Source organism: Streptomyces sp. NPDC006207, from assembly GCF_040613835.1.
GTDB lineage: Bacteria > Actinomycetota > Actinomycetes > Streptomycetales > Streptomycetaceae > Actinacidiphila.
Map to the genome: position 1 here is coordinate 38,549 of NZ_JBEXSX010000030.1, position 23,087 is coordinate 61,635.

At 73.8% G+C, this 23,087-nt stretch carries 25 protein-coding genes, 1 tRNA gene and 1 riboswitch; of the genes, 17 read left to right on the forward strand and 9 right to left on the reverse strand.

The features are described from left to right. Window positions 1–55 precede the first annotated feature (55 nt). From ABZ312_RS23780 to ABZ312_RS23830, 11 genes are all read left to right on the forward strand, one after another. The gene (locus ABZ312_RS23780; protein ID WP_500438719.1) at window positions 56–406 is read left to right on the forward strand and encodes an SCO3933 family regulatory protein; all 351 of its coding nucleotides are present in this window, start codon (window positions 56–58) and stop codon (window positions 404–406) included. 3 nt (window positions 407–409) lie between these two features. Next, window positions 410–1,771, forward strand: coding sequence for an FtsK/SpoIIIE domain-containing protein (locus ABZ312_RS23785; RefSeq protein WP_500438720.1), 1,362 nt, complete (start codon window positions 410–412; stop codon window positions 1,769–1,771). A gap of 84 nt (window positions 1,772–1,855) precedes the next feature. Then, a complete protein-coding gene (locus tag ABZ312_RS23790; protein ID WP_500438721.1) occupies window positions 1,856–2,518 on the forward strand; it encodes a DUF2637 domain-containing protein in 663 nt (220 codons plus the stop codon). Between the two features lie 15 nt (window positions 2,519–2,533). Then, the gene (locus ABZ312_RS23795) at window positions 2,534–2,713 is read left to right on the forward strand and encodes a hypothetical protein (protein ID WP_500438722.1); all 180 of its coding nucleotides are present in this window, start codon (window positions 2,534–2,536) and stop codon (window positions 2,711–2,713) included. A gap of 3 nt (window positions 2,714–2,716) precedes the next feature. Then, window positions 2,717–2,908 carry a mobile element transfer protein gene (locus ABZ312_RS23800; protein ID WP_500438723.1) on the forward strand — a complete coding sequence of 64 codons (192 nt, stop codon included), beginning with the start codon at window positions 2,717–2,719 and terminating at the stop codon, window positions 2,906–2,908. A 12-nt stretch (window positions 2,909–2,920) separates the two neighbouring features. Then, window positions 2,921–3,076 carry a hypothetical protein gene (locus ABZ312_RS23805; RefSeq protein ID WP_500438724.1) on the forward strand — a complete coding sequence of 52 codons (156 nt, stop codon included), beginning with the start codon at window positions 2,921–2,923 and terminating at the stop codon, window positions 3,074–3,076. Between the two features lie 11 nt (window positions 3,077–3,087). Then, window positions 3,088–3,405 carry a SpdD-like protein gene (locus ABZ312_RS23810; protein ID WP_500438725.1) on the forward strand — a complete coding sequence of 106 codons (318 nt, stop codon included), beginning with the start codon at window positions 3,088–3,090 and terminating at the stop codon, window positions 3,403–3,405. 91 nt (window positions 3,406–3,496) lie between these two features. Next, the gene (locus ABZ312_RS23815; protein WP_500438726.1) at window positions 3,497–3,682 is read left to right on the forward strand and encodes a hypothetical protein; all 186 of its coding nucleotides are present in this window, start codon (window positions 3,497–3,499) and stop codon (window positions 3,680–3,682) included. Continuing rightward, the gene (gene repSA, locus ABZ312_RS23820) at window positions 3,675–5,066 is read left to right on the forward strand and encodes a replication initiator protein RepSA (protein WP_500438727.1); all 1,392 of its coding nucleotides are present in this window, start codon (window positions 3,675–3,677) and stop codon (window positions 5,064–5,066) included. Before ABZ312_RS23815 ends, repSA begins: the two co-directional genes overlap by 8 nt. After that, window positions 5,063–5,275: a helix-turn-helix domain-containing protein gene (locus ABZ312_RS23825; protein WP_500438728.1), complete on the forward strand. Its 213-nt coding sequence runs from the start codon at window positions 5,063–5,065 to the stop codon at window positions 5,273–5,275. The genes repSA and ABZ312_RS23825 overlap by 4 nt, the downstream gene beginning before the upstream one ends. After that, the gene (locus tag ABZ312_RS23830; protein WP_500438729.1) at window positions 5,275–6,411 is read left to right on the forward strand and encodes a tyrosine-type recombinase/integrase; all 1,137 of its coding nucleotides are present in this window, start codon (window positions 5,275–5,277) and stop codon (window positions 6,409–6,411) included. The genes ABZ312_RS23825 and ABZ312_RS23830 overlap by 1 nt, the downstream gene beginning before the upstream one ends. Before the next feature lie 92 nt (window positions 6,412–6,503). On the opposite strand, the gene ABZ312_RS23835 is transcribed toward ABZ312_RS23830, so the two are convergent. Together ABZ312_RS23835 and ABZ312_RS23840 are read right to left on the reverse strand one after the other, a co-directional pair. Then, window positions 6,504–6,578: transfer RNA gene (locus tag ABZ312_RS23835), tRNA-Val, on the reverse strand. Between the two features lie 64 nt (window positions 6,579–6,642). Continuing rightward, window positions 6,643–7,896 carry a cytochrome P450 gene (locus ABZ312_RS23840; protein WP_500438730.1) on the reverse strand — a complete coding sequence of 418 codons (1,254 nt, stop codon included), beginning with the start codon at window positions 7,894–7,896 and terminating at the stop codon, window positions 6,643–6,645. A gap of 341 nt (window positions 7,897–8,237) precedes the next feature. On the opposite strand from ABZ312_RS23840, the gene ABZ312_RS23845 reads away from it, so the two are divergent. Next, a complete protein-coding gene (locus ABZ312_RS23845; RefSeq protein WP_499511615.1) occupies window positions 8,238–9,407 on the forward strand; it encodes a steroid 3-ketoacyl-CoA thiolase in 1,170 nt (389 codons plus the stop codon). Between the two features lie 285 nt (window positions 9,408–9,692). Here the strand turns inward: ABZ312_RS23845 and ABZ312_RS23850 are convergent, their stop codons facing one another. From ABZ312_RS23850 to ABZ312_RS23875, 6 genes are all read right to left on the reverse strand, one after another. Further along, window positions 9,693–10,613, reverse strand: a complete 921-nt coding sequence (locus ABZ312_RS23850) for an ECF transporter S component (RefSeq protein WP_500438749.1) — start codon at window positions 10,611–10,613, stop codon at window positions 9,693–9,695. Next, a complete protein-coding gene (locus ABZ312_RS23855; RefSeq protein WP_500438731.1) occupies window positions 10,565–12,178 on the reverse strand; it encodes an ABC transporter ATP-binding protein in 1,614 nt (537 codons plus the stop codon). Before ABZ312_RS23855 ends, ABZ312_RS23850 begins: the two co-directional genes overlap by 49 nt. Then, window positions 12,175–13,284: a CbiQ family ECF transporter T component gene (locus ABZ312_RS23860; protein WP_500322395.1), complete on the reverse strand. Its 1,110-nt coding sequence runs from the start codon at window positions 13,282–13,284 to the stop codon at window positions 12,175–12,177. Before ABZ312_RS23860 ends, ABZ312_RS23855 begins: the two co-directional genes overlap by 4 nt. Window positions 13,285–14,069: 785 nt before the next feature. Further along, window positions 14,070–14,699, reverse strand: a complete 630-nt coding sequence (locus tag ABZ312_RS23865; protein ID WP_500438732.1) for an SCO2322 family protein — start codon at window positions 14,697–14,699, stop codon at window positions 14,070–14,072. After that, a complete protein-coding gene (locus ABZ312_RS23870) occupies window positions 14,696–15,832 on the reverse strand; it encodes an SCO2321 family membrane protein (protein ID WP_500438733.1) in 1,137 nt (378 codons plus the stop codon). Before ABZ312_RS23870 ends, ABZ312_RS23865 begins: the two co-directional genes overlap by 4 nt. 110 nt (window positions 15,833–15,942) lie before the next feature. After that, a riboswitch (cobalamin riboswitch) is annotated at window positions 15,943–16,018 on the reverse strand. 101 nt (window positions 16,019–16,119) lie between these two features. Beyond that, complete coding sequence (locus ABZ312_RS23875; protein ID WP_500438734.1) at window positions 16,120–17,124, reverse strand: Strvi_7410 family MBL fold metallo-hydrolase; 1,005 nt, start codon at window positions 17,122–17,124, stop codon at window positions 16,120–16,122. Between the two features lie 115 nt (window positions 17,125–17,239). On the opposite strand from ABZ312_RS23875, the gene ABZ312_RS23880 reads away from it, so the two are divergent. Beyond that, window positions 17,240–18,703: an aldehyde dehydrogenase gene (locus tag ABZ312_RS23880; protein WP_500322176.1), complete on the forward strand. Its 1,464-nt coding sequence runs from the start codon at window positions 17,240–17,242 to the stop codon at window positions 18,701–18,703. Between the two features lie 4 nt (window positions 18,704–18,707). Then, the gene (locus ABZ312_RS23885; protein ID WP_500322177.1) at window positions 18,708–18,941 is read left to right on the forward strand and encodes a ferredoxin; all 234 of its coding nucleotides are present in this window, start codon (window positions 18,708–18,710) and stop codon (window positions 18,939–18,941) included. A 14-nt stretch (window positions 18,942–18,955) separates the two neighbouring features. Here ABZ312_RS23885 and ABZ312_RS23890 read toward each other — a convergent pair whose 3' ends face one another. Next, the gene (locus ABZ312_RS23890) at window positions 18,956–19,579 is read right to left on the reverse strand and encodes a TetR family transcriptional regulator (protein WP_500322178.1); all 624 of its coding nucleotides are present in this window, start codon (window positions 19,577–19,579) and stop codon (window positions 18,956–18,958) included. Window positions 19,580–19,923: 344 nt separating this feature from the next. Here ABZ312_RS23890 and ABZ312_RS23895 point away from each other — a divergent pair, with 344 nt between their 5' ends. From ABZ312_RS23895 to ABZ312_RS23905, 3 genes are read left to right on the forward strand one after another with little or no spacing between them, the layout of a single operon-like run. After that, a complete protein-coding gene (locus ABZ312_RS23895) occupies window positions 19,924–21,249 on the forward strand; it encodes a glycosyltransferase family 4 protein (RefSeq protein WP_500322179.1) in 1,326 nt (441 codons plus the stop codon). Further along, the gene (locus ABZ312_RS23900; protein ID WP_499511605.1) at window positions 21,243–21,980 is read left to right on the forward strand and encodes a class I SAM-dependent methyltransferase; all 738 of its coding nucleotides are present in this window, start codon (window positions 21,243–21,245) and stop codon (window positions 21,978–21,980) included. The genes ABZ312_RS23895 and ABZ312_RS23900 overlap by 7 nt, the downstream gene beginning before the upstream one ends. After that, window positions 21,977–23,080 (forward strand): prenyltransferase/squalene oxidase repeat-containing protein, encoded by a 1,104-nt coding sequence (locus ABZ312_RS23905; RefSeq protein ID WP_500322180.1) that lies wholly within the window; start codon window positions 21,977–21,979, stop codon window positions 23,078–23,080. The genes ABZ312_RS23900 and ABZ312_RS23905 overlap by 4 nt, the downstream gene beginning before the upstream one ends. Window positions 23,081–23,087: the final 7 nt, after the last annotated feature.

Sequence of the window (23,087 nt, forward strand, 5' to 3'; positions counted from 1 at the left end):
GTCACTCCTATACATGAGTGACTGAGTCGAAGCCTCTATAGAGGAGTGATCTTCTGTGCGTCAGATCCCCGTCGACACCTCCGCCGCCACCGTGATGGTCGCGCAGCCGCCCCAGCCCAAGGTCCGCGACCGCCGCACCGGCGAGATCGCCACGGACGCCGAGACCGGCGCGACGATGATGACCGTGGACGTGATGTTCGCGGCGAACGGCGAGGTCGAGATCCTCTCGGTGTCCGTCCCGGAGCCCGGTATCTCCGGTGAACTGGTGATGGGCACCCCGGTCGCGATCACCGGCCTGATCGCCCGGCCGTGGGAGAACGAGTTCAACGGCCAGCGCCGCCACGGGATCAGCTTCCGCGCGGTCGCCGTCACCTCGCTCGCCGCCGGCACCGCGAAGGCGGCCTGAGCCATGACCCGCTTCACGGTCGCGCTGCTGCTGGTCGCCGCCACTGCCCTGATCCTGCGGTGGCGGCGCCCCGCCTGGTACTGGCTGACCTTCGGCGTCACCCTCGCCGTCCTGCGGGTCCTGGTCCGCTACGGCTCGGTGATGGAGGCGTGCGGGCTGACCGTGCCGCCCTCCCGCTGGCGCATGGCAATCGCGCGAGCCACCAACCGCCCCGCCCCCAATGCGCGGGCCCCGCGCATCCTGCGGCTACGCCCCACCCGTACCGGCCTGGTCCTGCAGTTAGGACTGCGCCCGGGGCAGGACGCCTTCGACGTCGCCGCCTCCTGCGACCGGCTGCGGCACTCGTTCGGTATGTACGGCGTGACCTCGCGCGAGCTGCGCTCGGGTGTGGTCGAGCTGCGGATGACCGGCTACGACGTCCTCAAGCGCGTGCAGATGCCCGCGAAGATCGACCGCACCCCGATGCGGGTCCCGGTCGCCCTGCGCGAAGACGGCGCCGTCCACTACCGCGACTACCGCACCGTCCCCCACGCCCTGACCCTCGGCGCCACCAAGTCCGGGAAGTCCGTCTACCAGCGGAACCTGGTCGCCGAACTGGCCGCGCAGGACGTCGCGCTGGTGGGCATCGACTGCAAGCAGGGTGTGGAGCTGTTCCCGCTGGCCCGCCGGTTCTCCGCGCTGGCCGACAACCCCGACACCGCCGCCGACCTCCTCGACGCCCTCATCGCCCGCATGGAGGCCGTCTACCAGCTCATCCGTACCGAACAGCGGATCACCGCCGACGTGCCCGATGCGCAGATCGCCGCCGACATCTGGGACCTGCCCGACCACCTGCGTCCGACCCCGGTCGTGGTCCTGGTCGACGAGGTCGCCGAACTCGCCCTGTTCACCACCAAGGACGAAGAGAAGCGCCGCGACCGCATCATCACCGCGCTCGCACGGCTGGCTCAGCTTGGCCGCGCCGCCGGCATCTACCTGGAGATCTGCGGACAGCGCTTCGGCTCCGAACTCGGCAAGGGCATCACCATGCTCCGCGCCCAGCTCACCGGCCGCACCGCCCACCGCGTCAACGACGAACCGTCCGCGAACATGGCCTTCGGCGACATCGCCCCCGACGCCGTCCTCGCCGCCATCCAAATCCGCCCCGACACCCCCGGCATCGCCGTGACCGGCGACTCAACCGGCGGATGGGCCCGCATCCGCACGCCCCACACCACGCTGCGCCAGGCCGTCAACGCCTGCAACCGGCACGCCGACCACACCCCGGACCTGCCCGAACTCGCACCCTTCCGGCCCGCCCTGGCTGCCCACCTCACCCCGGTGACGACACCGGCGGCCAAGACACCGGCCCCGGCCGCCGCCTGATCCCTCCCAGCCCAACGGCTGGCGCGACCGCCTCGCGCCAAGGTCCCTACCCCGCCCATGCCGAAACCAGGAAGGAGACCGACGATGCCCAAGCTCCGCGTGGACGCCGTCCTCGTACAGGCCGTGATCGCCGGTGCCCTGTCCTTCGCCCACCTGCACGACCTCGCCGCCGCAGCCGGGCAGAGCGGCTGGAAAGCCTGGGCCTACCCCATCAGCGTCGACCTGCTCCTCGTTGCCGCCTGGCGACGACTGCGCACCCTCCGCACGGACGGTGCCCCCGTGCGCGCCGCGTGGCTGTGGTTCGCGGTGGCTTTGTCCGCCTCCCTCGGGGCGAACATCGCTACCGCCGGACTCCTCGACCTGGACCACGTACCCGACTGGCTGAGCATCCTCGTGGCCGGATGGCCCGCCCTGGCCTTCCTCGGCGGCACCCTCCTGGTCCACGCCCCCGGCCACCAGGCTCCGGCTCCCGTGCCGACCGAGACGGCCAGCGTCGAACGCGCCCCTGAGCCCGAGCCGGTGCCGGAAGCCGTCGAGACAAGCGAACCCGTTCCGGCCCTGCCTGCCTCACAGCCCGCGCCTCCGCCGACCGTTCCCCCCGTTCCGGCCGCGCTGGTGGCCCATGCCCGGAAGGTCGCCAACGACCACCAAGCCCGCACCGGGGCCCCGATCGACACCGACACGCTCCGCGTCCGGCTCGGCGTCCCCGCCCAGCTGGCCGACGCCATCGCCGCCCACCTCACCTGAGAAGGAGGAAACCCAATGCGTCCGCACATCCGCGCCGCCCTGGAACGGTCCGCCGAACTCACCCGGAACAACCGCCTGGTAGACGCCATGCGCCTGGGCGAGGACGCGATCAACCAGGCCACCGACGACGAACACCCCGAGATCCGCCAATGGCTCACCAACCACGCCGGCGACTTCACCGGACAGGAGGACTGACCCATGCCCGCCCGCGACTTCTTCCACTCCGTGATGCGGATCGGCCCCGTGCAGATCGGCACCCACCGCGACCGCCACGGCCAGACCAAGCACGTCGCGGTGTGCACCAACGACCGCTGCGGCTGGTCCGCCGACTACTCCAGCCAATCCGCCGCACAGCTGGCCGCCCGCACCCACCGCTGCACGGCCCGATAGGAGGCAAAGCCCGTGGACGTCCCGCTCTGGTTCGCCCTGATCGTCGTCGGCTACCTCGGCTGCAAGCTCATCCGCCCACCGCTCTGGCTGGTTTTGGTGCTGCTCCTGGGCGGCTACCTCATCGCCGACAGCCTCCTCGCCCCCTTCATCGACACCGTCATCAAGTAGGGAGACCGCTCATGCTCCGGCCGAAGATCCCCACCAACCCGACCCCGACCGGTGTCGTGATGCCGCTGCCTGTCGAGCCCGCCGCCGGCGTCGTCCAGCACACCCCGGCCCCCGCGCCTGTCCCCGTGGCTCCGGTGTCGTCCCGGCCCGTCGTGCAGCTCACCCCGGGCGCCCTGGTCGCGCTCGTCGGCGGCGGTACCGCCGTGGTCCTGGTCGTCGGCACGGTCCTGGTCTCGATGCTGCTGGCGGTCGCCGTCACCGCCGCCTCGGTCGCCGTCTGCGCCGTGGTCCTGCGCTCGATGCTCAACGGCCAGCACAAGCACCGCTGACCGGCCCCCGGGGCGGTCTCAACCGCCAAGTATCCGCCGCCCCGGGAGCCGTGCCCCTGCCCGAACCAGAGATCCGGAAGGAACCCCCATCATGACCCACCCCACACCGCCCCCGGCACGGATGTGCCCGGCCTGCGACGGCTTCGCCTCCGCCGCCATCACCCTCGGCGGGCGCGACCGGCACGGCCACCTGCGCACCCTCACAGTCCACTGCCCGGCCTGTCACGGCGCCGGCACCCTCCGCCCCGCCCTGACGCGGGAGGGCGCCCGTGCCTGACACCGCGACCCCCGCGGGCCTGGACCCGACCACCCTGACCGACCTGCTGCGGGTGGCCGGGTCCCCGGGCTTCCACCGCTGGGAAGACCAGATCCACCGCACCGGCGGCTGCTCCGACCCCATCCACCTGACCGGCTGGACCCTCACCAAAGACAAGGTGAGCGGCGAGACCCTGCACCACTACTCCACCGAGAACGAACCCGGCGGTCGACTGCGTATCGCGTGCGGCAACCGCCGCGCCTCGCGCTGCCCGGCCTGCGCCTGGACGTATGCGGGCGACACCTACCACCTCATCCGGGCGGGCCTGGCTGGCGACGACCGCCGCGACATCCCCGGCACCGTTCGGGATCACCCCCGAGTCTTCGCCACCCTCACCGCCCCCTCGTTCGGGCGCGTCCACAACCGGCCCGACACCGGACGCTGCCGCTGCGGCACCCGACACGCCGCGGACGACCCGGCGCTGGGGACCGCGCTCGACCCGGCCACCTACGACTACGCGGGGGCGGTGCTGTTCAACAACCACGCCGGGCAGCTGTGGCAGCGCTTCACCAACCGGCTCCGCCGCGAGATCGCCGCCCGCGCCGGCCTCACCCAACGCGCCATGGCAGAGGTCCTGCGGGTCTCCTTCGGCAAGGTCGCCGAGTTCCAAAGGCGCGGCGCTGTCCACTTCCACGCTGTCATCCGCCTCGACGGCCCGGACGGTCCGGAAACCGCCCCGCCGTCCTGGGCGACCACAGGGTTATTGGAGGACGCCATCCGGGCTGCCGCCCGCCACTCGTACACCTCGATCGCCGTCCCCGCTGCCGGTGACCAATCGGCCCGTACGTTCCGCTGGGGCGCTCAGCTCGACGTCCGACCGGTCAAGGCGTTCGGCGACGGCTCCGACATCACGGAGCAGGCTGTCGCCTCCTACGTCGCCAAGTACGCCACCAAAGCAGCACAGAACACCGGCACCCTCGACCGCCGCATCGGGGAGCTGGCCGAACTCGACCGCCACGGCGTGCCCGACCACGCCCGCCGCCTCATCCAAGCCTGCCGCGACCTCGACGACCTCTACCCCGACCGCCGGCTGTGGGCCTGGGCGCACATGCTCGGCTTCCGCGGCCACTTCTCCACCAAATCCCGCGCCTACTCAACCACCCTCGGAGCGCTGCGACAGGAACGCGCCGACTACCGCGCCGCCCAAGAGCACGCGGACCTCGGCCCGGAGCCCATCGAGCCGGACACCGTCCTGGTCCTGGCCGACTGGCAGTACGCCGGCCACGGCCACACCCCCGGCGAATCTGTCCTCGCCGCCTCCATCGCTCGGGACCTCCAGCTCAACCGTGAAACCGCACGTGAAGCCCTACGCGACCAACTGGCCCTGGAAGGAGCCGCAGCATGAGGGAGCGATACCTCAGCGTCGACCAGGTGGCCGAAATGCTCGGGACCTCGGTGCGCTTCCCGCGTCGTCTGATCGCCGAGCGTCGCATCACATTCGTCAAGGTCGGCCGCCACGTCCGCATCCCCGAGAGCGCGGTCGAAGCTTTCATCGCGGACCACACGGTCCAGCCGGTCACGAGCGGCACGGCGCGGCTGAAGGCGGTGGCCTGATGGCGAATTCCAAGGGGCGCCGTCGTCGCTTCGGGTCGGTGCGGAAGCTGCCTTCGGGGCGTTTCCAGGCGCGTTATCGGGGCCCGGACGGGCTGATGCGGACGGCGGACAAGACCTTCGCCAGTCAGACCGATGCGGACCGCTGGCTGGTGAGGCAAGAGGCCAAGATCCTCGACGGTGACTGGCAGAACCCCGACGTCAAGATCGCTTTCGGTGAGTACGCCGAGAGCTGGTTCAAGGACCGCGACTACGCCGCCACCACTCGCGAACGGAACGGCAGCGCTTTGAACTTGCACATCCTGCCGACCTTCCGCGCGGTGCCGCTTCGGGACATTACTACCCCGCAGGTGCGGCGTTGGCGGACGACGCTCCTCGATCAGGGCGTCGGCGGGGCGACCGTCGCCAAGGCGTATCAGATCCTCCGCGCCATCATGAACACCGCCGTGGACGACGGCTTGGTCCAGCGCAATCCGTGCCGCATCAAGGGCGGGGCCACCGCACCGAGTGCCGAGCGACCGTTCCTGTCGGTGGCGGAAGTCTTCCGGCTCGCGGATGCCGTACCCGCGCGCTACCGCGTGATGATCCTGCTGGCTTCCTTCACGGCACTGCGCTTCGGGGAGCTGGCCGGCCTCCAGCGGTGGGACGTCGACCTGGAACGCCGCACCATCTCGGTCCGCCGGTCGGTCGCCGAGACCCGGTCGGACGGACTGACGGTGAAGGCGCCCAAGTCCGCGGCCGGCGTGCGCACCGTGGCGTTCCCCGCCTCGCTCACGGTCGAGTTGGCGGCGCATCTCGCCGAGTACGCCGAGCCCGGCCGCACGGGTCGGGTCTTCGTCGGGCCGCGCGGGGGAGTGCTGCGGCGGAACAACTTCCGGCGGATCTGGCTGCGGGCCATCGGTACGGCCGGCCTCGGGGACGTTCACTTCCACGATCTGCGGCACACCGGCAACACCCTCGCCGCGACGGGCGGGGCCTCCACCCGGGAGCTGATGCACCGCATGGGGCACTCGTCGGTGCGGGCCGCGCTGATCTACCAGCACCTCGTCAACGGCCGCGACCACGAGATCGCCGGGCACGTGGACGACCAGATCCGGCGGGTCAAGGGGCCGGACGTCGGGGATCCATCTGGCACGTGAGTGGCACGGCGGCCCTCACAGGCGGCAAGAGATCAAGGCCCAGGCTTCCGGACTCGTACCGGTTGACCTGGGCCTTTGCCATGCGCTGGGGCTGGTGGGCGTGGACGGTTTCGAACCGCCGACATCTGCCTTGTAAGGGCAGCGCTCTACCGCTGAGCTACACGCCCGCTGGACACGCGAAAGCACACCCTACCCTGCCATACCCCGTGACCAGCAAACGCACGCTCGGGGTCAGGTGTAGGTCACACGGAGTTCCTTCACGCCGTTGAGCCAGGGGGAGCGGAGGCGGCGGGGGGCGCCGGCGAGGCGGATGGCGGGGAGGGTGTCGGCGATGGCGTTGAAGATGAGGTCGATCTCGAAGCGGGCGAGGCTGGCGCCGAGGCAGAAGTGGGGGCCGCCGCCGCCGAAGCCGAGGTGGGGGTTGGGGTCGCGGGTGACGTCGAAGGTGTCGGGGGCGGTGAAGACCTCGGGGTCGTGGTTGGCGGAGGCGTAGAAGATGCCGACGCGGTCGCCCTCGCGGATCTTGGCTCCGCCCAGCTCCGTGTCGTGGGTGGCGGTGCGCTGGAAGGAGGTGACCGGCGTGGCCCAGCGGACGATCTCGTCGGCGGCGGTGCGGGGGCGCTCGGCGCGGAAGAGGTCCCACTGGTCGGGGTGGGTGAGGAAGGCGTGCATGCCGTGGGTGATGGCGTTGCGCGTGGTCTCGTTGCCGGCGACGGCCAGGACGAGGACGAAGAAGCCGAACTCGTCGGTGGTGAGGTTGCCCTCGTTCTCGGCGGCGACGAGCTTGGTGACGATGTCGTGGGCGGGGCAGGCCTTGCGTTCGTCGGCCATGTTCATCGCGTAGGAGATGAGCTCGATGGAGGACTCGGTGCCGATCTCCTCGGTGATGGCGAGCTCGGGGTCGTCGTAGCCGATCATGTTGTTGGACCACTCGAAGATCTTGCCGCGGTCCTCCTGGGGGACGCCGATGAGTTCGGCGATGGCCTGGAGGGGCAGTTCGCAGGCGACGTCGGTGACGAAGTCGCCGCTGCCGTGGGCGGCGGCGCCGGCGACGATGCGTTCGGCGCGCCGGCGCAGGGCGTCCTCGAGGGCGCGGATGGCGCGGGGGGTGAAGCCGCGCTGGACGATCTGCCGCAGGCGGGTGTGCTCGGGCGGGTCCATGTTGAGGATGATCAGCTGCTGGGCGTCGATGCGGTCCCGCTGCATGTGCTCGTTGAAGCGGATGATCGCGGTGTTGGTGCGGGAGGAGAAGGTCTCGGGGGTGGTGGAGACCGTCTTGACGTCGGCGTGGCGGGTGACGGCCCAGTAGCCGTCGTCCCCGAAGCCCGCGATGCCGTGGGGCTGGGGGATCCAGGAGACGGGTGCGGTGCGCCGGAGGGCGGCGAACTCCGGGAGGGGTATGCGCTCCTGGTTGACGTCCGGGTCGGTGAAGTCGAAGCCGTCGGGGAGGGCGGGGCAGGAGGGGGGCGGCGGCGTGGCGGACATCGGCGGCTCCTGGTCCGGGTGGTCCGGCGTGGTCCGGGTCGTGGTCCGGGTCGTGATCCGGTTGGTCCGGATGTCTCCGTGGTGGTCTCCGGGGCTTCCCTGGGCGGCGGCCCGCGGACGTCCCCGCGCACCGCTTGCTGACGCTCCATCAGATGTGCCTGTGGACGGTAGCTCCGGCCCCTGCAAGTCGCAAGGCCCGTGACGGTGCGGATCGGCCGGCTTGGTGCACGACCCTTGCGCCCGCGTACCGCCGGTAATCAGACTGCTGGGCGGAACTAGAACGCGTACTAGTTCTGCCGTGGGCGCCGGGACGCCCCGCGGCCGAGGAGAGGACGAGGTACATGGCCGCTGAACCCGTCATCGTCGAAGCTGTACGCACCCCCATCGGCAAGCGCGGCGGCGCGCTCGCCAATCTGCACCCCGCCTACCTGCTCGGTGAGACGTACCGCGAACTGCTCGGCCGCACCGGCATCCAGCCCGACGCCGTGGAGCAGATCGTCGGCGGTACGGTCACTCACGCCGGGGAGCAGTCGATGAACCCGGCGCGCACCGCCTGGCTGGCCTGCGGGCTGCCGTACGAGACGGCCGCGACGACCGTGGACTGCCAGTGCGGTTCCTCGCAGCAGGCCAACCACATGGTCGCCAACATGATCGCGGCCGGGGTGATCGACATCGGCATCGGCTGCGGCGTCGAGGCCATGTCGCGGGTGCCGCTCGGCAGCGGCTCCAAGCACGGGCCCGGCAAGCCCTTCCCGGACGAGTGGAACGTGGACCTGCCCAACCAGTTCGAGGCGGCCGAGCGCATCGCGCGGCGCCGCGGGCTGACCCGGGAGCACGTCGACCGGCTCGGGCTGATCTCGCAGGAGCGGGCCGGGCGGGCCTGGGCCGAGGAGCGCTTCAAGCGGGAGACCTTCGCCGTGCAGGTGCCCACGACGGAGGAGGAGCAACTCGCCGGCCAGGGCATGTGGCGGCTGGTCGACCGTGACGAGGGGCTGCGCGACACCAGCATGGAGGCGCTGGCCGGGCTGAAGGCGATCATGCCGACGGCCGTGCACACCGCGGGGAACTCCTCGCAGATCTCCGACGGCGCGGCGGCCGTGATGTGGGCGTCCAAGCGGATGGCGCGGGCGCTGAAGCTGCGCCCGCGGGCCCGGATCGTGGCGCAGGCGCTGGTCGGCGCTGACACGCACTACCACCTGGACGGACCGATCGATGCGACGCGCGCGGTCCTCGGCAAGGCCGGCATGACGCTGGACGACATCGACCTCGTCGAGATCAACGAGGCCTTCGCCTCGGTGGTGCTGTCCTGGGCCCAGGTCTTCGACCAGGACCTGGAGAAGGTCAACGTCAACGGTGGCGCGATCGCCCTCGGCCACCCCGTGGGCGCCACCGGGGCCCGTCTGATCGCCACCGCGCTGCACGAACTGGAGCGCGCGGACAAGGAGTTCGCGCTGATCGTGATGTGCGCGGGCGGGGCGCTCGCGACGGGCACGATCATCCAGCGGATCTGAGCCGGCGGGACGCGGGCAGCGCACCGGGGCCTTGCGCCGGGGCGCTGCGCCGGGCCAGGGACCGGGCCGACGGCAGCTGCGACGGGCGGCCGGCCGTGCCGGTGCGGCCGCACACCGCGAGCGGGACCCGCGACGTGCCGATCGGCAACAGCGGGAGCTGCCGCGCCGACCTCGCGGCGCACGGCGTGCGGGCGGCGCCGGCCGACCCCGGCGACACCGACGGCTTCGGCGCGTTCCTGCGCTCGGCGCCCCGCGTCGCGCGCGCTGGTTCGCGGCGCCGGCCCGTCAGCGTGCCTGAGGCGGCACGCGCGACGCGCCGTCTCCGCTCCCGTCCCCGCCACCGTGTACGTCCACGAAGGCCACCGGTGCGCCGAACGCGGCGCGCCGGGTGGCCCGGCGCAGGGCGCGCAGCACGAACGGGCCCAGGGTGAGGACCAGGACGGCGGTCAGCACGGCGCGCGGGACGTCCCAGCCGAGCGAGGTGGCCAGGCAGTACGCGGCGAAGCGGGCGAGGTTGTCGGGGAGCGGACCGCCCGGCACGAAGGAGACCCCGGAGGACATGCCGCCGAGGTACGGCCAGCCCTGCAGGTTCATGATCGTTCCGTAGGCGATCGAGGACACCGCCCCGTAGCCGGCGAGGAGGACGAGCTCGCCCCGGCCGCGCAGCCCGCCGGCGCCCGGGAGCAGGCCCGCGCCGAGCGCCACCCAGCCCATCGAGAGCATCTGGAACGGCATCCACGGCCCGACCCCACCCGTGAGCAGGGCCGACGCGAACATCGTCAACGCCCCCAGCGCGAAGCCGAAGCCGGGGCCGAGCACCCGGCCGGACAGCACGACGAGGAAGAACATGGGCTCGATGCCCGCCGTGCCGCCGCCGAGCGGACGCAGCGCCGCTCCCGCGGCGGCCAGCACCCCCAGCATGGCGACGGACTTGGCGCTCAGGCCCTCCTCGTCGTCCGCGATCGTCGCCATGACGACGGCGAGCAGCAGCGGCAGCAGCAGCGCGAACAGCCAGGGTGCGTCCTCGCTGTGGGCCAGCCCCGAGCCCGGGTCGGCGAGCAGCGGCCAGCCGAAGGCGGCGACGCCGATCACCGAGACAAGCGTCAGCGCGACGACGGCCCGGCGGCCCAGCCGGACCGCGCGCGGTGGACGCGCGGTCACGCCGTGCCCGCCAGGGCCGCCTCGACCTGGCCGACCGTCAGCCAGGGCAGCGGGCTGAGCACCTTGGCCACCTGCGGGGCGAAGGCGGGCGAGGAGACGACGACGTCGGGGGTGGGGCCGTCCGCGACGAGGTCGCCGTCGGCGAGGACGACGACGCGGTGGGCGAGTTCGGCGGCGAGTTCGACGTCGTGGGTGGCGAGGACGACGGCGTGGCCGTCCGCCGCCAGGGCGCGCAGGTGCGCGGCGAGACGGGCCTTGGCGGCGTAGTCCAGGCCGCGGGTCGGCTCGTCGAGCAGGATCAGCGGGGGCCGGCCGGTCAGTACGACGGCGAGGGCGAGCGCGAGGCGCTGGCCCTCGGACAGGTCGCGCGGGTGGGTGCCGTCGGCGACCCCGGGCAGCAGTTCGCCGACGAGGGCGCGGCAGGTGCCGGGGGTGGCGCGGGCGTCGGTGTCGGCGGCGGCGCACTCGGCGGCGACGGTGTCGGCGTACAGCAGGTCCCGGGGGTCCTGCGGGACCAGGCCCACGCGGCGGATCAGCTCCGCGGGCCTGGTGCGCGACGGCTCCAGCCCGCCGACGGTCACGCTTCCCGAGGTGGGGGGCCGCATCCCGGCGAGGGTGGACAGCAGGGTGGACTTGCCCGCGCCGTTGCGGCCCATGAGGGCCACGGTCTCGCCGGGCCGTACGGTCAGGTCGACCCCGCGCAGCGCCTCCAGCCGTCCGCGGCGCACGGTGAGTCCCGCCACGGCCGCGACGGGCTCGCCCGCGGCGGGCGCGGGCGGCGCGGGCGGGGTGCGGCCGTCGAGGCGTTCGCGCAGCGGGGCGGCGGCGCGGCGGGCGTCGCGCACCGACAGCGGCAGCGGGGACCAGCCCGCGAGCCGGCCGAGCGCGACGACCGGCGGACGCACCGGCGAGAGCGCCATGACCTCGGCCGGCGGACCGGAGACCGGGGCGGCGCCCCCGCCCGGGAGGAGGACGACCTGGTCGGCGTACTGCACGACCCGCTCCAGGCGGTGCTCGGCCATCAGCACGGTCGTCCCCAGGTCGTGGACGAGCCGCTGCAGCACGGCGAGCACCTCCTCGGCCGCGGCGGGGTCGAGCGCGGACGTCGGCTCGTCCAGCACCAGCACCCGCGGGTGGACGGTGAGGACGGAACCGATGGCGACGCGCTGCTGCTGCCCGCCGGAGAGGGTGCTGATCGGGCGGTCGCGCAGGTCGGCCAGACCCAGCAGGTCGAGGGTCTCCTCGACACGGCGGCGCATCACGTCGGGGGCGAGGCCGATCGACTCCATGCCGTAGGCGAGTTCGTCCTCGACGGTGTCGGTGACGAAGTGCGCGAGCGGGTCCTGGCCCACGGTGCCCACCAGATGGGCCAGTTCGCGCGGTTTGTTGCGGCGCGTGTCGTGCCCGGCGACGGTGACCCGCCCGGTGAGGACGCCGCCGGTGAAGTGCGGCACCAGACCGGAGACGGCGCCAAGGAGGGTGGACTTGCCGGTGCCGGAGGGCCCGACGACCAGGCAGAGTTCCCCCTCGGGGACGGTCAGCTCGACACCGGCGACGGCGGGCGCCGCGGCGCCCGCGTACGTGACGGAGACCTGCTCGAAGCGGATCACGGGCGGGCTCCCTTCAGGTGCGCGGGCAGCAGCCCCAGCAGGACGGCGGCCGCGGGCCACAGCGGCAGCGACGGCGCGGTCAGCGGCACCACGGGCGGATCCAGGTCGGCGGGGGAGGCCCCGGCGGCCCAGATCGTCAGCGCGGCGACGGCCACGCCCGAGGCGGTGATCAGCCACGCGGTCGCGTCCCAGCGGTCGGGACGGTAGCGGGTGCGGACGGAACGGCGCCCGCCGAGCCGCAGCCCCGCGGCGGCGGCGGCCAGACCGGCCAGCAGCAGGGGCAGGCCGTACGCGGCACCCGCGGCGGCCAGCAGCGCGTAGGTGCCGGCGCACAGCCCGAGCAGCCCGCCGAGGGTCAGCGCGGCGGTCGCCCGGCGCACGGCGGGCGGCACCTCGGCCGTACGGCCGTAACCGCGGGCGTCCATGGCGGCCGCGAGGGCGACGGAACGCTCCAGCGCGCCCTCCAGCACGGGCAGGCCGACCTGGAGCAGCGCCCGTACGCCCTTGTCCGCGCGGCCCCGCAGCCTCCGGGCCGTCCGCAGCCGCCGGACGTCGGCGACCAGGTGCGGCGCGAACGTCATCGCGACGACCACGGCGACGCCCGCCTCGTACAGGGCGCCGGGCAGCGACTTCAGCAGCCGCGCGGGGTTGGCCAGGGCGTTGGCGGCGCCGAGGCACGCCAGGAGCGTGGCCAGCTTCATGCCCTCCCGGAAGGCGAACCACAGCCCCTCGGCGGTGACCCGCCCGCCGAGACGGACGCCCCGCGCCCAGTCGGGCAGCGGCACTTCGGGGAGGGACACCACGGTGTGCGTGCCCGGGATCGGCGACCCCAGGACGACGGCGAAGGCGAGCCGGATGGCGATGACCACCAGACCCAGCCGGAGGAACGCGGCGTACGACCGCGACCAGGGCGCGTCCGGCACCCGGCACACGGCCACGACGTATCCGGCGACGGCGGCGAGCAGCGCGAGCAGCGCCGGATTCGTCGTCCGCGACGCGGCCGTGGCGAGCCCCAGCGCCCACAGCCACCACGCCCCCGCGTGCGGCCCGCGCCTCCGTCCCGCCCGTCCGCCCTCCGTGCCCGCGTCCTTGGTGCGGTCGGGCAGCCGGAGCAGCGCGCGCAAGCGGGCGGAGCCGCCGCCTTCCGCGCTGCGGGGGAGGGTGCGGTGGTCGCCCCCGGCGGGCGGTGTGAGGACCTGTCGGGGGCGGGTTGCCGCGCCAGGCAGGGCGGTTGCGTGGCCCGTGGGCGGTTCGCCGGCGCCGCCCCCGGGGGCGATGTCCCCCAGGAGCCGTGCTGCCGCGCCGCCGGGGCGGATGGCCGGGGCGGCCGACTGGCCGTGGCGCTGCGTCGCGGCCCGCGCGTGGGGTGCGGTGGCCGTGCGTGGTTCGCCGGTCTTGTGGAGGGGAGTGTCGGCGCTGCCCAGGGGGGTGTCGTCCCGCTGGGTCCGCGTTGCCGTGGCCGGCGTGCCGGTCGGACCGTCCGCGGGTCCGGCGGTGCCGGCGCGGTGGCGTCGGCACCGCGGATCCTCGCCCTGCGTCGCGGCCCTGGCGGCGCGCGAGGGGAGGGCGGCGGCGCCGGGCCGCGGGGAGGGCGTGGCGGTGGTCACGGGCGGTCGCTCCGGCGCCGTCGGGCCTGCCAGGTCCTCCCGGGTGCGCGGACGCAGTGGGGCGGGGGCGCCCGATACCTCGGCCTGCGCGGTGGTCGCATCGCCCGTGCGCGGTTCGGCGGGGGTGTCGGCAGAGGGGAGGTCCGTCCGCCGGGGCCGGGCGGCCGGGCCGGTCAGGTCGTCGCGGTTGTGCGGGCGCAGCCGCGCAAGCAGGGCGAGGGCCCGCAGGGCACGCGGTCCGGAGACCGGCGCGCCGCTGGTCCACCGCAGGGGCGTGGCGGTGGTCACGGGCGGTCGCTCCGGCGCCGCCGGACCTGCCAGGTGGCGGCCGCGGCGACGACGAGGACGACGGCGGCGGCGCCGTACGTGCCGAGCGCGGGACCGGAGGAGGGCGCGGGCGCGGGCGCGGGGGGCGCGGCGTCGTCGGTGACCTGCTCGCCGCAGCCCGTGGCGGGGTAGCCGGCGATGGCGCAGACGAGGCCCGCGGAGTTGTAGCGCAGCGGGGGCGCGACGGCGGCCAGGGCGTCGGCGGAGGTGGCGTCGGCGGGGACGCGGGCGCAGGCGGTGCGGGCGGCCGGGGCGCCGGCGGCGGTGCCGAAGTCGAGCAGCAGGGCGACGCGCTTGGTGCCGGGGCGGGCCGGGGTGCCGTCGCAGACGTCGGCGAACCGGGCGGCGCCGCGGGGGCGCGCGGCCGAGTCGGCGTCGGGGCTGACGCCGAAGCGCCAGCCCTCGACGGCACCGTCGCCGGGGCGGCTGAGGGCGGGGCCGGTCCGGGCGTACGCCCAGGCGTCGGTGGCCGCGTCACGCTGCCAGAAGGACCAGTACCGGTAGGTGGCCGCGTGCGCGGGCGTCGCGACGAGGGCGGCCACCAGGGCCAGGAGGAGTGCCGCCGCCGTGAGGGGCGGCCGCCTCACAGCCGGTGCTTCCGGCCGGCGAGCAGCACCCCGATGCCGATGCCCGCGACCAGGCAGGCGCCGACGATCCACCACACCGAACTGCCGCCGGAGGAGTCGGGCTTCTGTTCCGCGACCGGACCGAGGGCGCTGAGCTGCGTGATGTGGTCGCGCAGGGGGTTCCCGGTGGCGTACGCGGCGAGGGCGAGTTGCGCGAGGGCGGTGGGGTTGTCCTTGGACCAGGCGGCGGAGTTGGCGGCGAGCCAGTTGTACGCGCCCTTGGCGGCGTCGAGGTGGCCGCCGGCGGCGAGGGCGACGACGGCGTCGGCGGTGGTGCCGAAGTCGGGGGTCTTCTGGTCGGAGCCCGGGGTGACCGCGTCGAAGTGGCTGCCGCCGGCGGTGAGACCACCGGCGAGCCAGGCGGCGCCCGCATCGGAGGCGCTGCCACCGCACTCGGCGCGCACGGGGACGTCCCGGTCGGGGGCCTCGACGACGAAGCCCGCGCCCTCGGCGCCGCGCACGGCGTCGGCGGTGGCCTTGGCGTTGGCCGCGAGGGCGCCGGACTTGGGGTCGGGCTGGTAGGCGAACGCGCCGCCGTCCTTCTTGCCGCAGGCCACCTGGAGGGAGCGCAGCGCGTCGTAGGGCGAGCGGCCGTCGGTGGTCACGGACTTGACGTCGGTGCCGGCGGCCTTGAGGCCGCCGATGACGACGCCGGTGGAGTCGGCGTCGGAGGCGCCGCCGGGGTTGTAGGACCAGCCGCCGTCGCGGTTCTGCACCTTGGCGAGCCACTCGGCGGCGCGCTCGACGGCGAAGTCCTGGCCGTGGACGGCGAGCGCCTGGACCGCGATGGCGGTGGCGTTGGTGTCCTCGGTCTTCGGGTCGCAGGGCGCCGTCGGGTCGGGACGGTACGAGGCGAAGCCGCCGTCCGCGCACTGCTGCTTGGCGAGCCACTCCACCGCGTCACCGGCCGGGTCCGTGTCGGCCGCGTGGAGCGCCAGCAGCGCGTACGACTGACGCCACACGCCGTCGTACGTCGGGTCGCCCTCCCCGTACAGCGCGGCGGGCGCCGCCGCGGGCGACGGTGACGGCGACGCGGCTATGAGGAGCGTGCTGAAGGCGGCCAGGGCGGCCGCGGCGGTGCGGCGCAGGTGCATCGGGTGGTGCCTTTCGGGTGAGCGGTCGCGCAGCCGGATGCGGGCGCGCGGTCACGGCACCGGGCTCCGGCTCCGTGTACCTCGACGGAAGAGCCGCTCCCGTCCGCGCGGGTGCTCCGGCTGGGCCCTCCCCGGGCGGGGACGGCTCACGGTTGCGGGTCAGCGCCGGATTCGCACCGGCTTCCCCCGCTCGGACGTGATTGGACTTGGTGTGTCGACCACACCTTAGCCGGGACCGCGCGCCGGGCCGTGCCCGGCCGTGTGCGGTCTGGCTCACACCGGCGGCCTCACACCGCGGTGTACGCGACCGGATCCGACCCGGGTACGGGTTCGGCGTGCCCGAGCTTGACCAGGCGGCGCAGGTGCGCCTCGGCCTCGGCGACGGCGATGTTCCGGGAGGGGAAGGGGATCTGCTCCCAGGGACGGTTCCACTGCATGGCCTCGGCCAGTTGCCACGGGGTGCGCGGGGCCTCGGCGATCAGGGCGCGGAGCGAGGCGAGGCGGTTGGCGTGGTGGTCCAGCAGCTCGCGCACGCGGGCGCCGGCGTCGGTGAAGGGGTGCTTGTGGGCGGGCAGCACCTCGGCGGGGTCGAGCCGGGCGACGCGTTCCAGGGAGTCGAGGTAGTCGCCCAGGGGGTCGCCGGCGGTCGCCTCGTCGGGGTCCTCGTACAGGCCGATGTGCGGGGAGATCCCGGGCAGCAGGTGGTCGCCGGAGAAGAGGCGGCGGCCGTCCTCCTCGAAGAGGCAGACGTGACCGGGGGTGTGGCCGGGGGTCCACACCGCGCGGATGGCGCGGCCGGCCAGCGGGACCCGCTCGCCGGGGACGATGTCGCGGTCGGGCAGGGCGGGCCGCAGGCCGGGTACGTTCGCGGCGCGGCGCTCGGCGCGCACCGCCCGCAGCGGGGCGAGGTGCTCCTCGGGGGCGCCGGCGGCGGCGAGTTTGACGGCGAGGTAGTCCAGCCACAGGCCCGGTGCGGCGCCGCGGGCGCGGCGGACGACGGCGGTGTCGGCGGGGTGCATGGCGATCCAGGCGCCGGAGGCCTCACGGACCTGGCCGGACAGGCCGTGGTGGTCGGGGTGGTGGTGGGTGACCAGGACGCCGTGGACGTCGGCGACACGGGTGCCGAGCGCGGTGAGGCCGTGGGCGAGGGCGTCGTAGGAGGCGGGGTCGTCCCAGCCGGTGTCGACCAGGACGGTGCCGCGGTCGGTGTCGACAACGTAGACGAGCGTGTGCCCCAGGGGGTTGTCGGGGATCGGGACCGGGATGCTCCAGATGCCGTCGCCGTGCTCCATGAGGGCCCCTCTCCGCTCCGTCGCATGCATTGCCCACCATAACTAGAACTGGTATCAGTTCTGAAGCAGAGTCACTTTCTGACGAGGCATCAGCCAAAGGCGGGACGGGACAGGCATGGACGGGAACGGGATCGTCGAACACGGACAGCTCTTCATCGGCGGGGAGTTGGTGGACCCGCTCGGCACCGGCACCATCGAGGTGGTCTCGCCCCACACCGAGCAGGTCTTCGCGCGGGTGCCGCACGCCTCCCGCGAGGACGTCGACCGCGCCGTCGCCGCCGCCCGCAGGGCCTTCGACGAGGGCCCGTGGCCACGTACGACCCTCGACGAGCGCATCGCGGTCGTCACGCGCATCAAGGACGCCATCGCCGTGCGCCACGACGAGATCGCCCGCGTCATCAGCTCCCAGAACGGCTCGCCCTACTCCTGGAGTGTGCTCGCGCAGGCGCTGGGCGCGATGATGGTGTGGGACGCCGCGATCACCGTCGCACGCGGTTTCACCTGGGAGGAACGACGGGCCGGCGTGCTCGGGCCGCTCCTCGTGCGTCGCGAGCCGGCCGGCGTCGTCGCCGCCGTCGTCCCGTGGAACGTCCCGCAGTTCACCGCCGCCGCCAAGCTCGCCCCCGCGCTGCTCGCCGGGTGCGCGGTGGTCCTCAAGCCCTCGCCGGAGTCACCGCTGGACGCGTACCTGCTCGGCGAGATCGCCGCCGAGGCGGGGCTGCCCGAGGGTGTGCTGTCGATCCTGCCCGCCGACCGCGAGGTCAGCGAGTACCTGGTCGGCCACCCCGGCGTCGACAAGGTCTCCTTCACCGGCTCGGTCGCCGCCGGCAAGCGCGTCATGGAGGTCGCCTCCCGCAACCTCACCCGCGTGACGCTGGAACTCGGCGGCAAGTCCGCCGCACTGGTCCTGCCCGACGCCGACCTGGACACCGCCGTCCCCGGCATCGTCTCGGCCGCCTGGATGAACAACGGACAGGCCTGCGTCGCCCAGACCCGGATCCTCGCGCCCCGCTCCCGCTACGACGAGACCGCCGAGCGCCTGGCGGCCGCCGCCTCCGCGCTCGTCGTCGGCGACCCCCTCGACCCCGCCACCCAGGTCGGGCCGCTGGTCGCCCGCCGCCAGCAGCAGCGCTCCCTGGACTACATCGCCCTCGGCCAGCAGGAGGGCGCCAAGGTCCTCACCGGCGGCGGCCGCCCGCAGGCGCAGCCCACCGGCTGGTACGTCGAGCCCACCCTCTTCGGCGACGTCACCAACTCCATGCGGATCGCCCGCGAGGAGATCTTCGGCCCGGTCATCTGCCTGCTGCCGTACGAGGACGAGGCCGAGGCCGTCCGCATCGCCAACGACTCCGACTACGGCCTGTCCGGCAGCGTGTGGACCGCCGACGTCGAGCACGGCATCGACGTCGCCCGCCGGGTGCGCACCGGCACCTTCAACGTCAACACCTTCAGCCTCGACATGCTCGGACCCTTCGGCGGCTACAAGAACTCCGGGCTCGGGCGCGAGTTCGGCCCCGAGGGGCTGGGCGAGTACCTGGAGCACAAGATGATCCACCTGCCCGCCGGCTGGGAGGGCTGACCCCGTGGGGGACCGGTGGCACATCGAGGTCGACCGGGGGGTGTGCATCGGCTCGGGCATGTGCGTGAACTCCGCGCCGGGCGGCTTCACCCTCGACTCCGCCCGCCAGTCCCACCCGGCGGCCCCGGACACCGATGCCGCCGAGGCGCTGCTCGCGGCGGCGGAGGGCTGCCCGGTGGAGGCGATCAGCATCACGCTGGCCGGCTCCGGCGAGGCGGTCTTCCCGCCCGAGGAGTGACCGGGCCGGAGGAGTCAGGGCTTCGCGCGGCGCGGATCGGTGAGGTCGATCAGCCGGCACACCGTCTCGATGTCGATCTTCACCTGGGCGATCGAGGCGCGTCCCGACAGCCAGGTCACCAGGGCCGAGTGCCAGGTGTGCTCGATGACGCGGACCGCGGAGAGCAGCTCGGGCCCGGGCGGCCCGTCCAGCCGCATCGCGTCCAGGACGATCGCGGTCGTCAGCCGCGACACGGCGTCCACCTCCGGGCTGACGGAACGGTCGGCGAAGGTCAGCGCCCGCACCATGGCGTCCGCGAGGTGCGGTTCGCGCTGCATCGCGCGGAAGGCGCGCATCAGCGTCTCCGCCACGCGGTCCGCGGGCTCGGCCGCCGAGGGCGGGCGCTTGCGCAGCGCCTCGTGGAGGTGCTCCAGCTGGTCCCGCATCGTGGCGACGAGCAGATGGATCTTGGACGGGAAGTAGCGGTAGAGGGTGCCCAGTGCGACGTTCGACTGCTCGGCGACCTCGCGCATCTGGACGGCGTCGAATCCGCCCCGCACGGCGAGCTCGGCGCTGGTGCGCAGGATGCGGCGGCGGCGGGCCTCCTGACGCTCGGTCAGCGGCACGGGGGACGGCGTCGGCTGAGGAGCTGCGGTCATCTGTCCCAATCCGAATCTGTGCGCCGTGCGGAACCGGCCCCCAGCGTACTGCGGTGCCCTTCTGCGGGGGGTGCCCCTTGCGGCCCGGTGGTTGTGTGCGGGTTGTTCGCGCCTGCGGCGGGCATCCCCCGCCCGCCGCAGGCGCAACGGAGCCGCACACGAACACCGGGCGCGGCCGCAGGCACGGCGTGGCGGGAATCACCCGGACCGACCAGGGCACCCCGCACGGCTACAGGTATCTTCGTGCTCTCGGGCCAACTCCTGAGTAACCGAATCTGAAACTTGTTCTAGCAAGGCACGGGCGGCTACGCTCCCGCTGAAGTGCAGTGAGAAGGGGGCCGTGAGTGACCGCAGAGGCCAGGCCGCTCCGGATCGCGCTGCTCACCTACAAGGGGAACCCGTTCTGCGGGGGTCAGGGCGTCTACGTACGCCATCTGTCCAGGGAACTCGCCCGGCTCGGGCACAGCGTCGAGGTGATCGGCGCCCAGCCCTACCCTGTGCTCGACGCGGTCGGTGACGGGGTACGCCTCACCGAGCTGCCCAGCATGGACCTCTACCGCCAGCCGGACCCGTTCCGCACCCCGAAGCGCGGCGAGTACCGCGACTGGGTGGACGCGCTGGAGGTCGGCACGATGTGGACCGGCGGCTTCCCCGAGCCGCTGACGTTCAGCCTGCGGGCCCGCCGTCACCTGGCCGCCCGGCGCGGGGCCTTCGACGTCATCCACGACAACCAGACGCTCGGCTACGGCCTCCTGGGCGGCCCCCGTTCCCTCGGCGCGCCGCTGGTGACGACCATCCACCACCCCGTCACCGTCGACCGGCAGCTCGAACTCGACGTCGCGCAGGGGTGGAAGCGCCGGGCGTCGGTGCGCCGCTGGTACGGCTTCACCCGGATGCAGAAGCGGGTCTCGCGCCGGCTGCCGTCCGTGCTGACCGTCTCCGGCAGCTCCCGCCAGGAGATCGTCGACCACCTCGGGGTGCGCGAGGACCGCGTGCACGTCGTGCACATCGGCGCCGACACCGGGCTGTTCTCGCCCGACCCGTCCGTGCCCGAGGTGCCGGGCCGGATCGTCACCACGTCCAGCGCCGACGTGCCCCTCAAGGGCCTGGTCCACCTCGTGGAGGCCCTCGCCAAGTTGCGCACCGAGCACCCCGACGCGCACCTCGTCGTCGTCGGCAAGCGGGCCGACGACGGCCCGGTGGCCGCCGCCATCGAGCGGTACGGGCTGGGCGGTGCCGTCGACTTCGTCAAGGGCATCAGCGACGCGGAGCTGGTCCGCCTGGTGCGCAGCGCCCAGGTGGCGTGCGTGCCGTCGCTGTACGAGGGGTTCTCGCTGCCGGCCGCCGAGGCCATGGCCACCGGGACGCCGCTGGTCGCGACCACCGGCGGTGCCATCCCCGAGGTGGCCGGGCCCGACGGGGAGACCTGCCTCGCCGTGCCGCCGGGGGACCCGGGCGCGCTGGCCGCGGCGCTGGGCCGGCTGCTGCGCGACTCCGAGCTGCGCCGCCGTCTCGGCCGGGCCGGCCGGGAACGCGTACTGGCCCGCTTCACCTGGGAGCGGGCCGCCATCGGCACCGCCGAGCACTACCGCGCGGCGATCGAGGCCGCCGGGGGGCCGCGGCCCACTGTCCAGTCACCGTCCCGGACGAAAGCAGACTCCACGTGCTGACCGTCGACTTCTCCCGCTTCCCGCTCGCTCCGGGTGACCGCGTGCTCGACCTGGGCTGCGGCGCGGGCCGCCACGCCTTCGAGTGCTACCGGCGCGGTGCGAACGTGGTCGCCCTGGACCGGAACGGCGACGAGATCCGCGAGGTCGCCAAGTGGTTCGCCGCCATGAAGGAGGCCGGGGAGGCCCCGGCCGGTGCGACCGCCACGGCCATGGAGGGCGACGCGCTCAGCCTGCCGTTCCCCGACGACAGCTTCGACCGCGTCATCATCTCCGAGGTCATGGAGCACATCCCGGACGACAAGGGCGTGCTCGCCGAGATGGTGCGCGTCCTCAAGCCGGGCGGGCTGATCGCGATCACCGTGCCGCGCTACGGGCCGGAGAAGATCTGCTGGGCGCTGTCCGACGCGTACCACGAGGTCGAGGGCGGCCACATCCGCATCTACCGGGCCGACGAGCTGCTGGGCAAGATCCGTGAGGCGGGCCTGCGCCCGTACGGCACCCACCACGCGCACGCGCTGCACTCCCCGTACTGGTGGATCAAGTGCGCCGTCGGCGTGGACAACGACAAGGCCCTGCCGGTGAAGCTGTACCACAAGCTGCTGGTCTGGGACATCATGAAGAAGCCGCTGGCCACCCGGCTCGCCGAGAACACGCTCAACCCGCTGATCGGCAAGAGCTTCGTCGCCTACGCCACCAAGCCGCACAACCCGAAGGCGGGCGTCGACGCGTGAGGCGGACCGAACACCTCGTCCTGCCCGGCGTCCTGACCTCCGAGCAGGCCGCGCAGACCGTCGCCGGGATCCTCGCCGTCCAGCGGCCGGACGGCGCCATACCGTGGTTCGAGGGCGGCCACCTCGACCCCTGGGACCACGTCGAGGCCGCCATGGCGCTGGACGCCGCAGGCGAGCACGAGCACGCCGAGGCCGCCTACGCCTGGCTCGCCCGAAGGCAGAACCCGGACGGCTCCTGGTACGCCGCCTACGGCTACGCCGACGGCGCCGAGGGCGAGCCCACCGACCTGGGCCGGGAGAGCAACTTCTGCGCCTACGTCGCCGTCGGCGTGTGGCACCACTACCTGTCCACCGGCGACGACGCCTTCGTGGAGAGCATGTGGCCGGTGCTGTACGCGGCCGTCGAGTACGTCCTGGAACTCCAGCTGCCCGGCGGGCAGATCGCCTGGAAGCGCGAGCAGGACGGGACGTTCCCGCAGGAGGCGCTGCTGACCGGCTGCTCGTCGATGTACCAGGCGCTGCGCTGCGCGCTGGCCGTCGCCGAGCACCGCGAGGACCCGCAGCCCGACTGGGAGCTGGCCGCCGGTGCCCTCGGGCACGCCATCGCCCACCACCCCGAGCGGTTCCTGGACAAGGACCGCTACTCGATGGACTGGTACTACCCGGTCCTGGGCGGGGTGCTGCGCGGCGAGGCCGCCCGGGAGCGCGTCCTGGCACGCTGGGACGAGTTCGTCGTGCCCGGCCTCGGGGTCCGCTGCGTGGTGCCCAACCCCTGGGTGACCGGCGGGGAGAGCGCGGAACTCGCCCTCGCCCTGTGGGCGATGGGCGAGTCCGACCGCGCGGTGGAGATCCTGGCCGCGATCCGGCACCTGCGCGCCGAGGACGGCATGTACTGGACCGGGTACGTCTTCGAGGGCGACGCGCAGGCCGGCACCGGACCCGCGGTGTGGCCCCGCGAACGCACCACGTGGACGGCCGGGGCCCTGCTGCTCGCCGTCGCCGCCCTGGGAGGGGACGAGGCGACGACGGCGGTCTTCGGGGGCGAACGGCTGCCGCTCGGGCTGGTGCCCGAGGCGGCGGGGTGCTGCGCCGGCCGGTGAGCGGGCG

Excerpts from the sequence above, each read along its gene's own strand:
- ABZ312_RS23795 (WP_500438722.1), top strand. The coding sequence starts at position 2,534 with ATGCGTCCGCACATCCGCGCCGCCCTGGAACGGTCCGCCGAACTCACC.
- ABZ312_RS23785 (WP_500438720.1), top strand. The coding sequence starts at position 410 with ATGACCCGCTTCACGGTCGCGCTGCTGCTGGTCGCCGCCACTGCCCTG.
- ABZ312_RS23800 (WP_500438723.1), top strand. The coding sequence starts at position 2,717 with ATGCCCGCCCGCGACTTCTTCCACTCCGTGATGCGGATCGGCCCCGTG.
- ABZ312_RS23870 (WP_500438733.1), bottom strand. The coding sequence starts at position 15,832 with ATGCACCTGCGCCGCACCGCCGCGGCCGCCCTGGCCGCCTTCAGCACG.
- ABZ312_RS23875 (WP_500438734.1), bottom strand. The coding sequence starts at position 17,124 with ATGGAGCACGGCGACGGCATCTGGAGCATCCCGGTCCCGATCCCCGAC.
- ABZ312_RS23825 (WP_500438728.1), top strand. The coding sequence starts at position 5,063 with ATGAGGGAGCGATACCTCAGCGTCGACCAGGTGGCCGAAATGCTCGGG.
- ABZ312_RS23840 (WP_500438730.1), bottom strand. The coding sequence starts at position 7,896 with ATGTCCGCCACGCCGCCGCCCCCCTCCTGCCCCGCCCTCCCCGACGGC.
- ABZ312_RS23845 (WP_499511615.1), top strand. The coding sequence starts at position 8,238 with ATGGCCGCTGAACCCGTCATCGTCGAAGCTGTACGCACCCCCATCGGC.
- ABZ312_RS23810 (WP_500438725.1), top strand. The coding sequence starts at position 3,088 with ATGCTCCGGCCGAAGATCCCCACCAACCCGACCCCGACCGGTGTCGTG.
- ABZ312_RS23815 (WP_500438726.1), top strand. The coding sequence starts at position 3,497 with ATGACCCACCCCACACCGCCCCCGGCACGGATGTGCCCGGCCTGCGAC.
- ABZ312_RS23880 (WP_500322176.1), top strand. The coding sequence starts at position 17,240 with ATGGACGGGAACGGGATCGTCGAACACGGACAGCTCTTCATCGGCGGG.
- ABZ312_RS23790 (WP_500438721.1), top strand. The coding sequence starts at position 1,856 with ATGCCCAAGCTCCGCGTGGACGCCGTCCTCGTACAGGCCGTGATCGCC.
- ABZ312_RS23830 (WP_500438729.1), top strand. The coding sequence starts at position 5,275 with ATGGCGAATTCCAAGGGGCGCCGTCGTCGCTTCGGGTCGGTGCGGAAG.
- ABZ312_RS23890 (WP_500322178.1), bottom strand. The coding sequence starts at position 19,579 with ATGACCGCAGCTCCTCAGCCGACGCCGTCCCCCGTGCCGCTGACCGAG.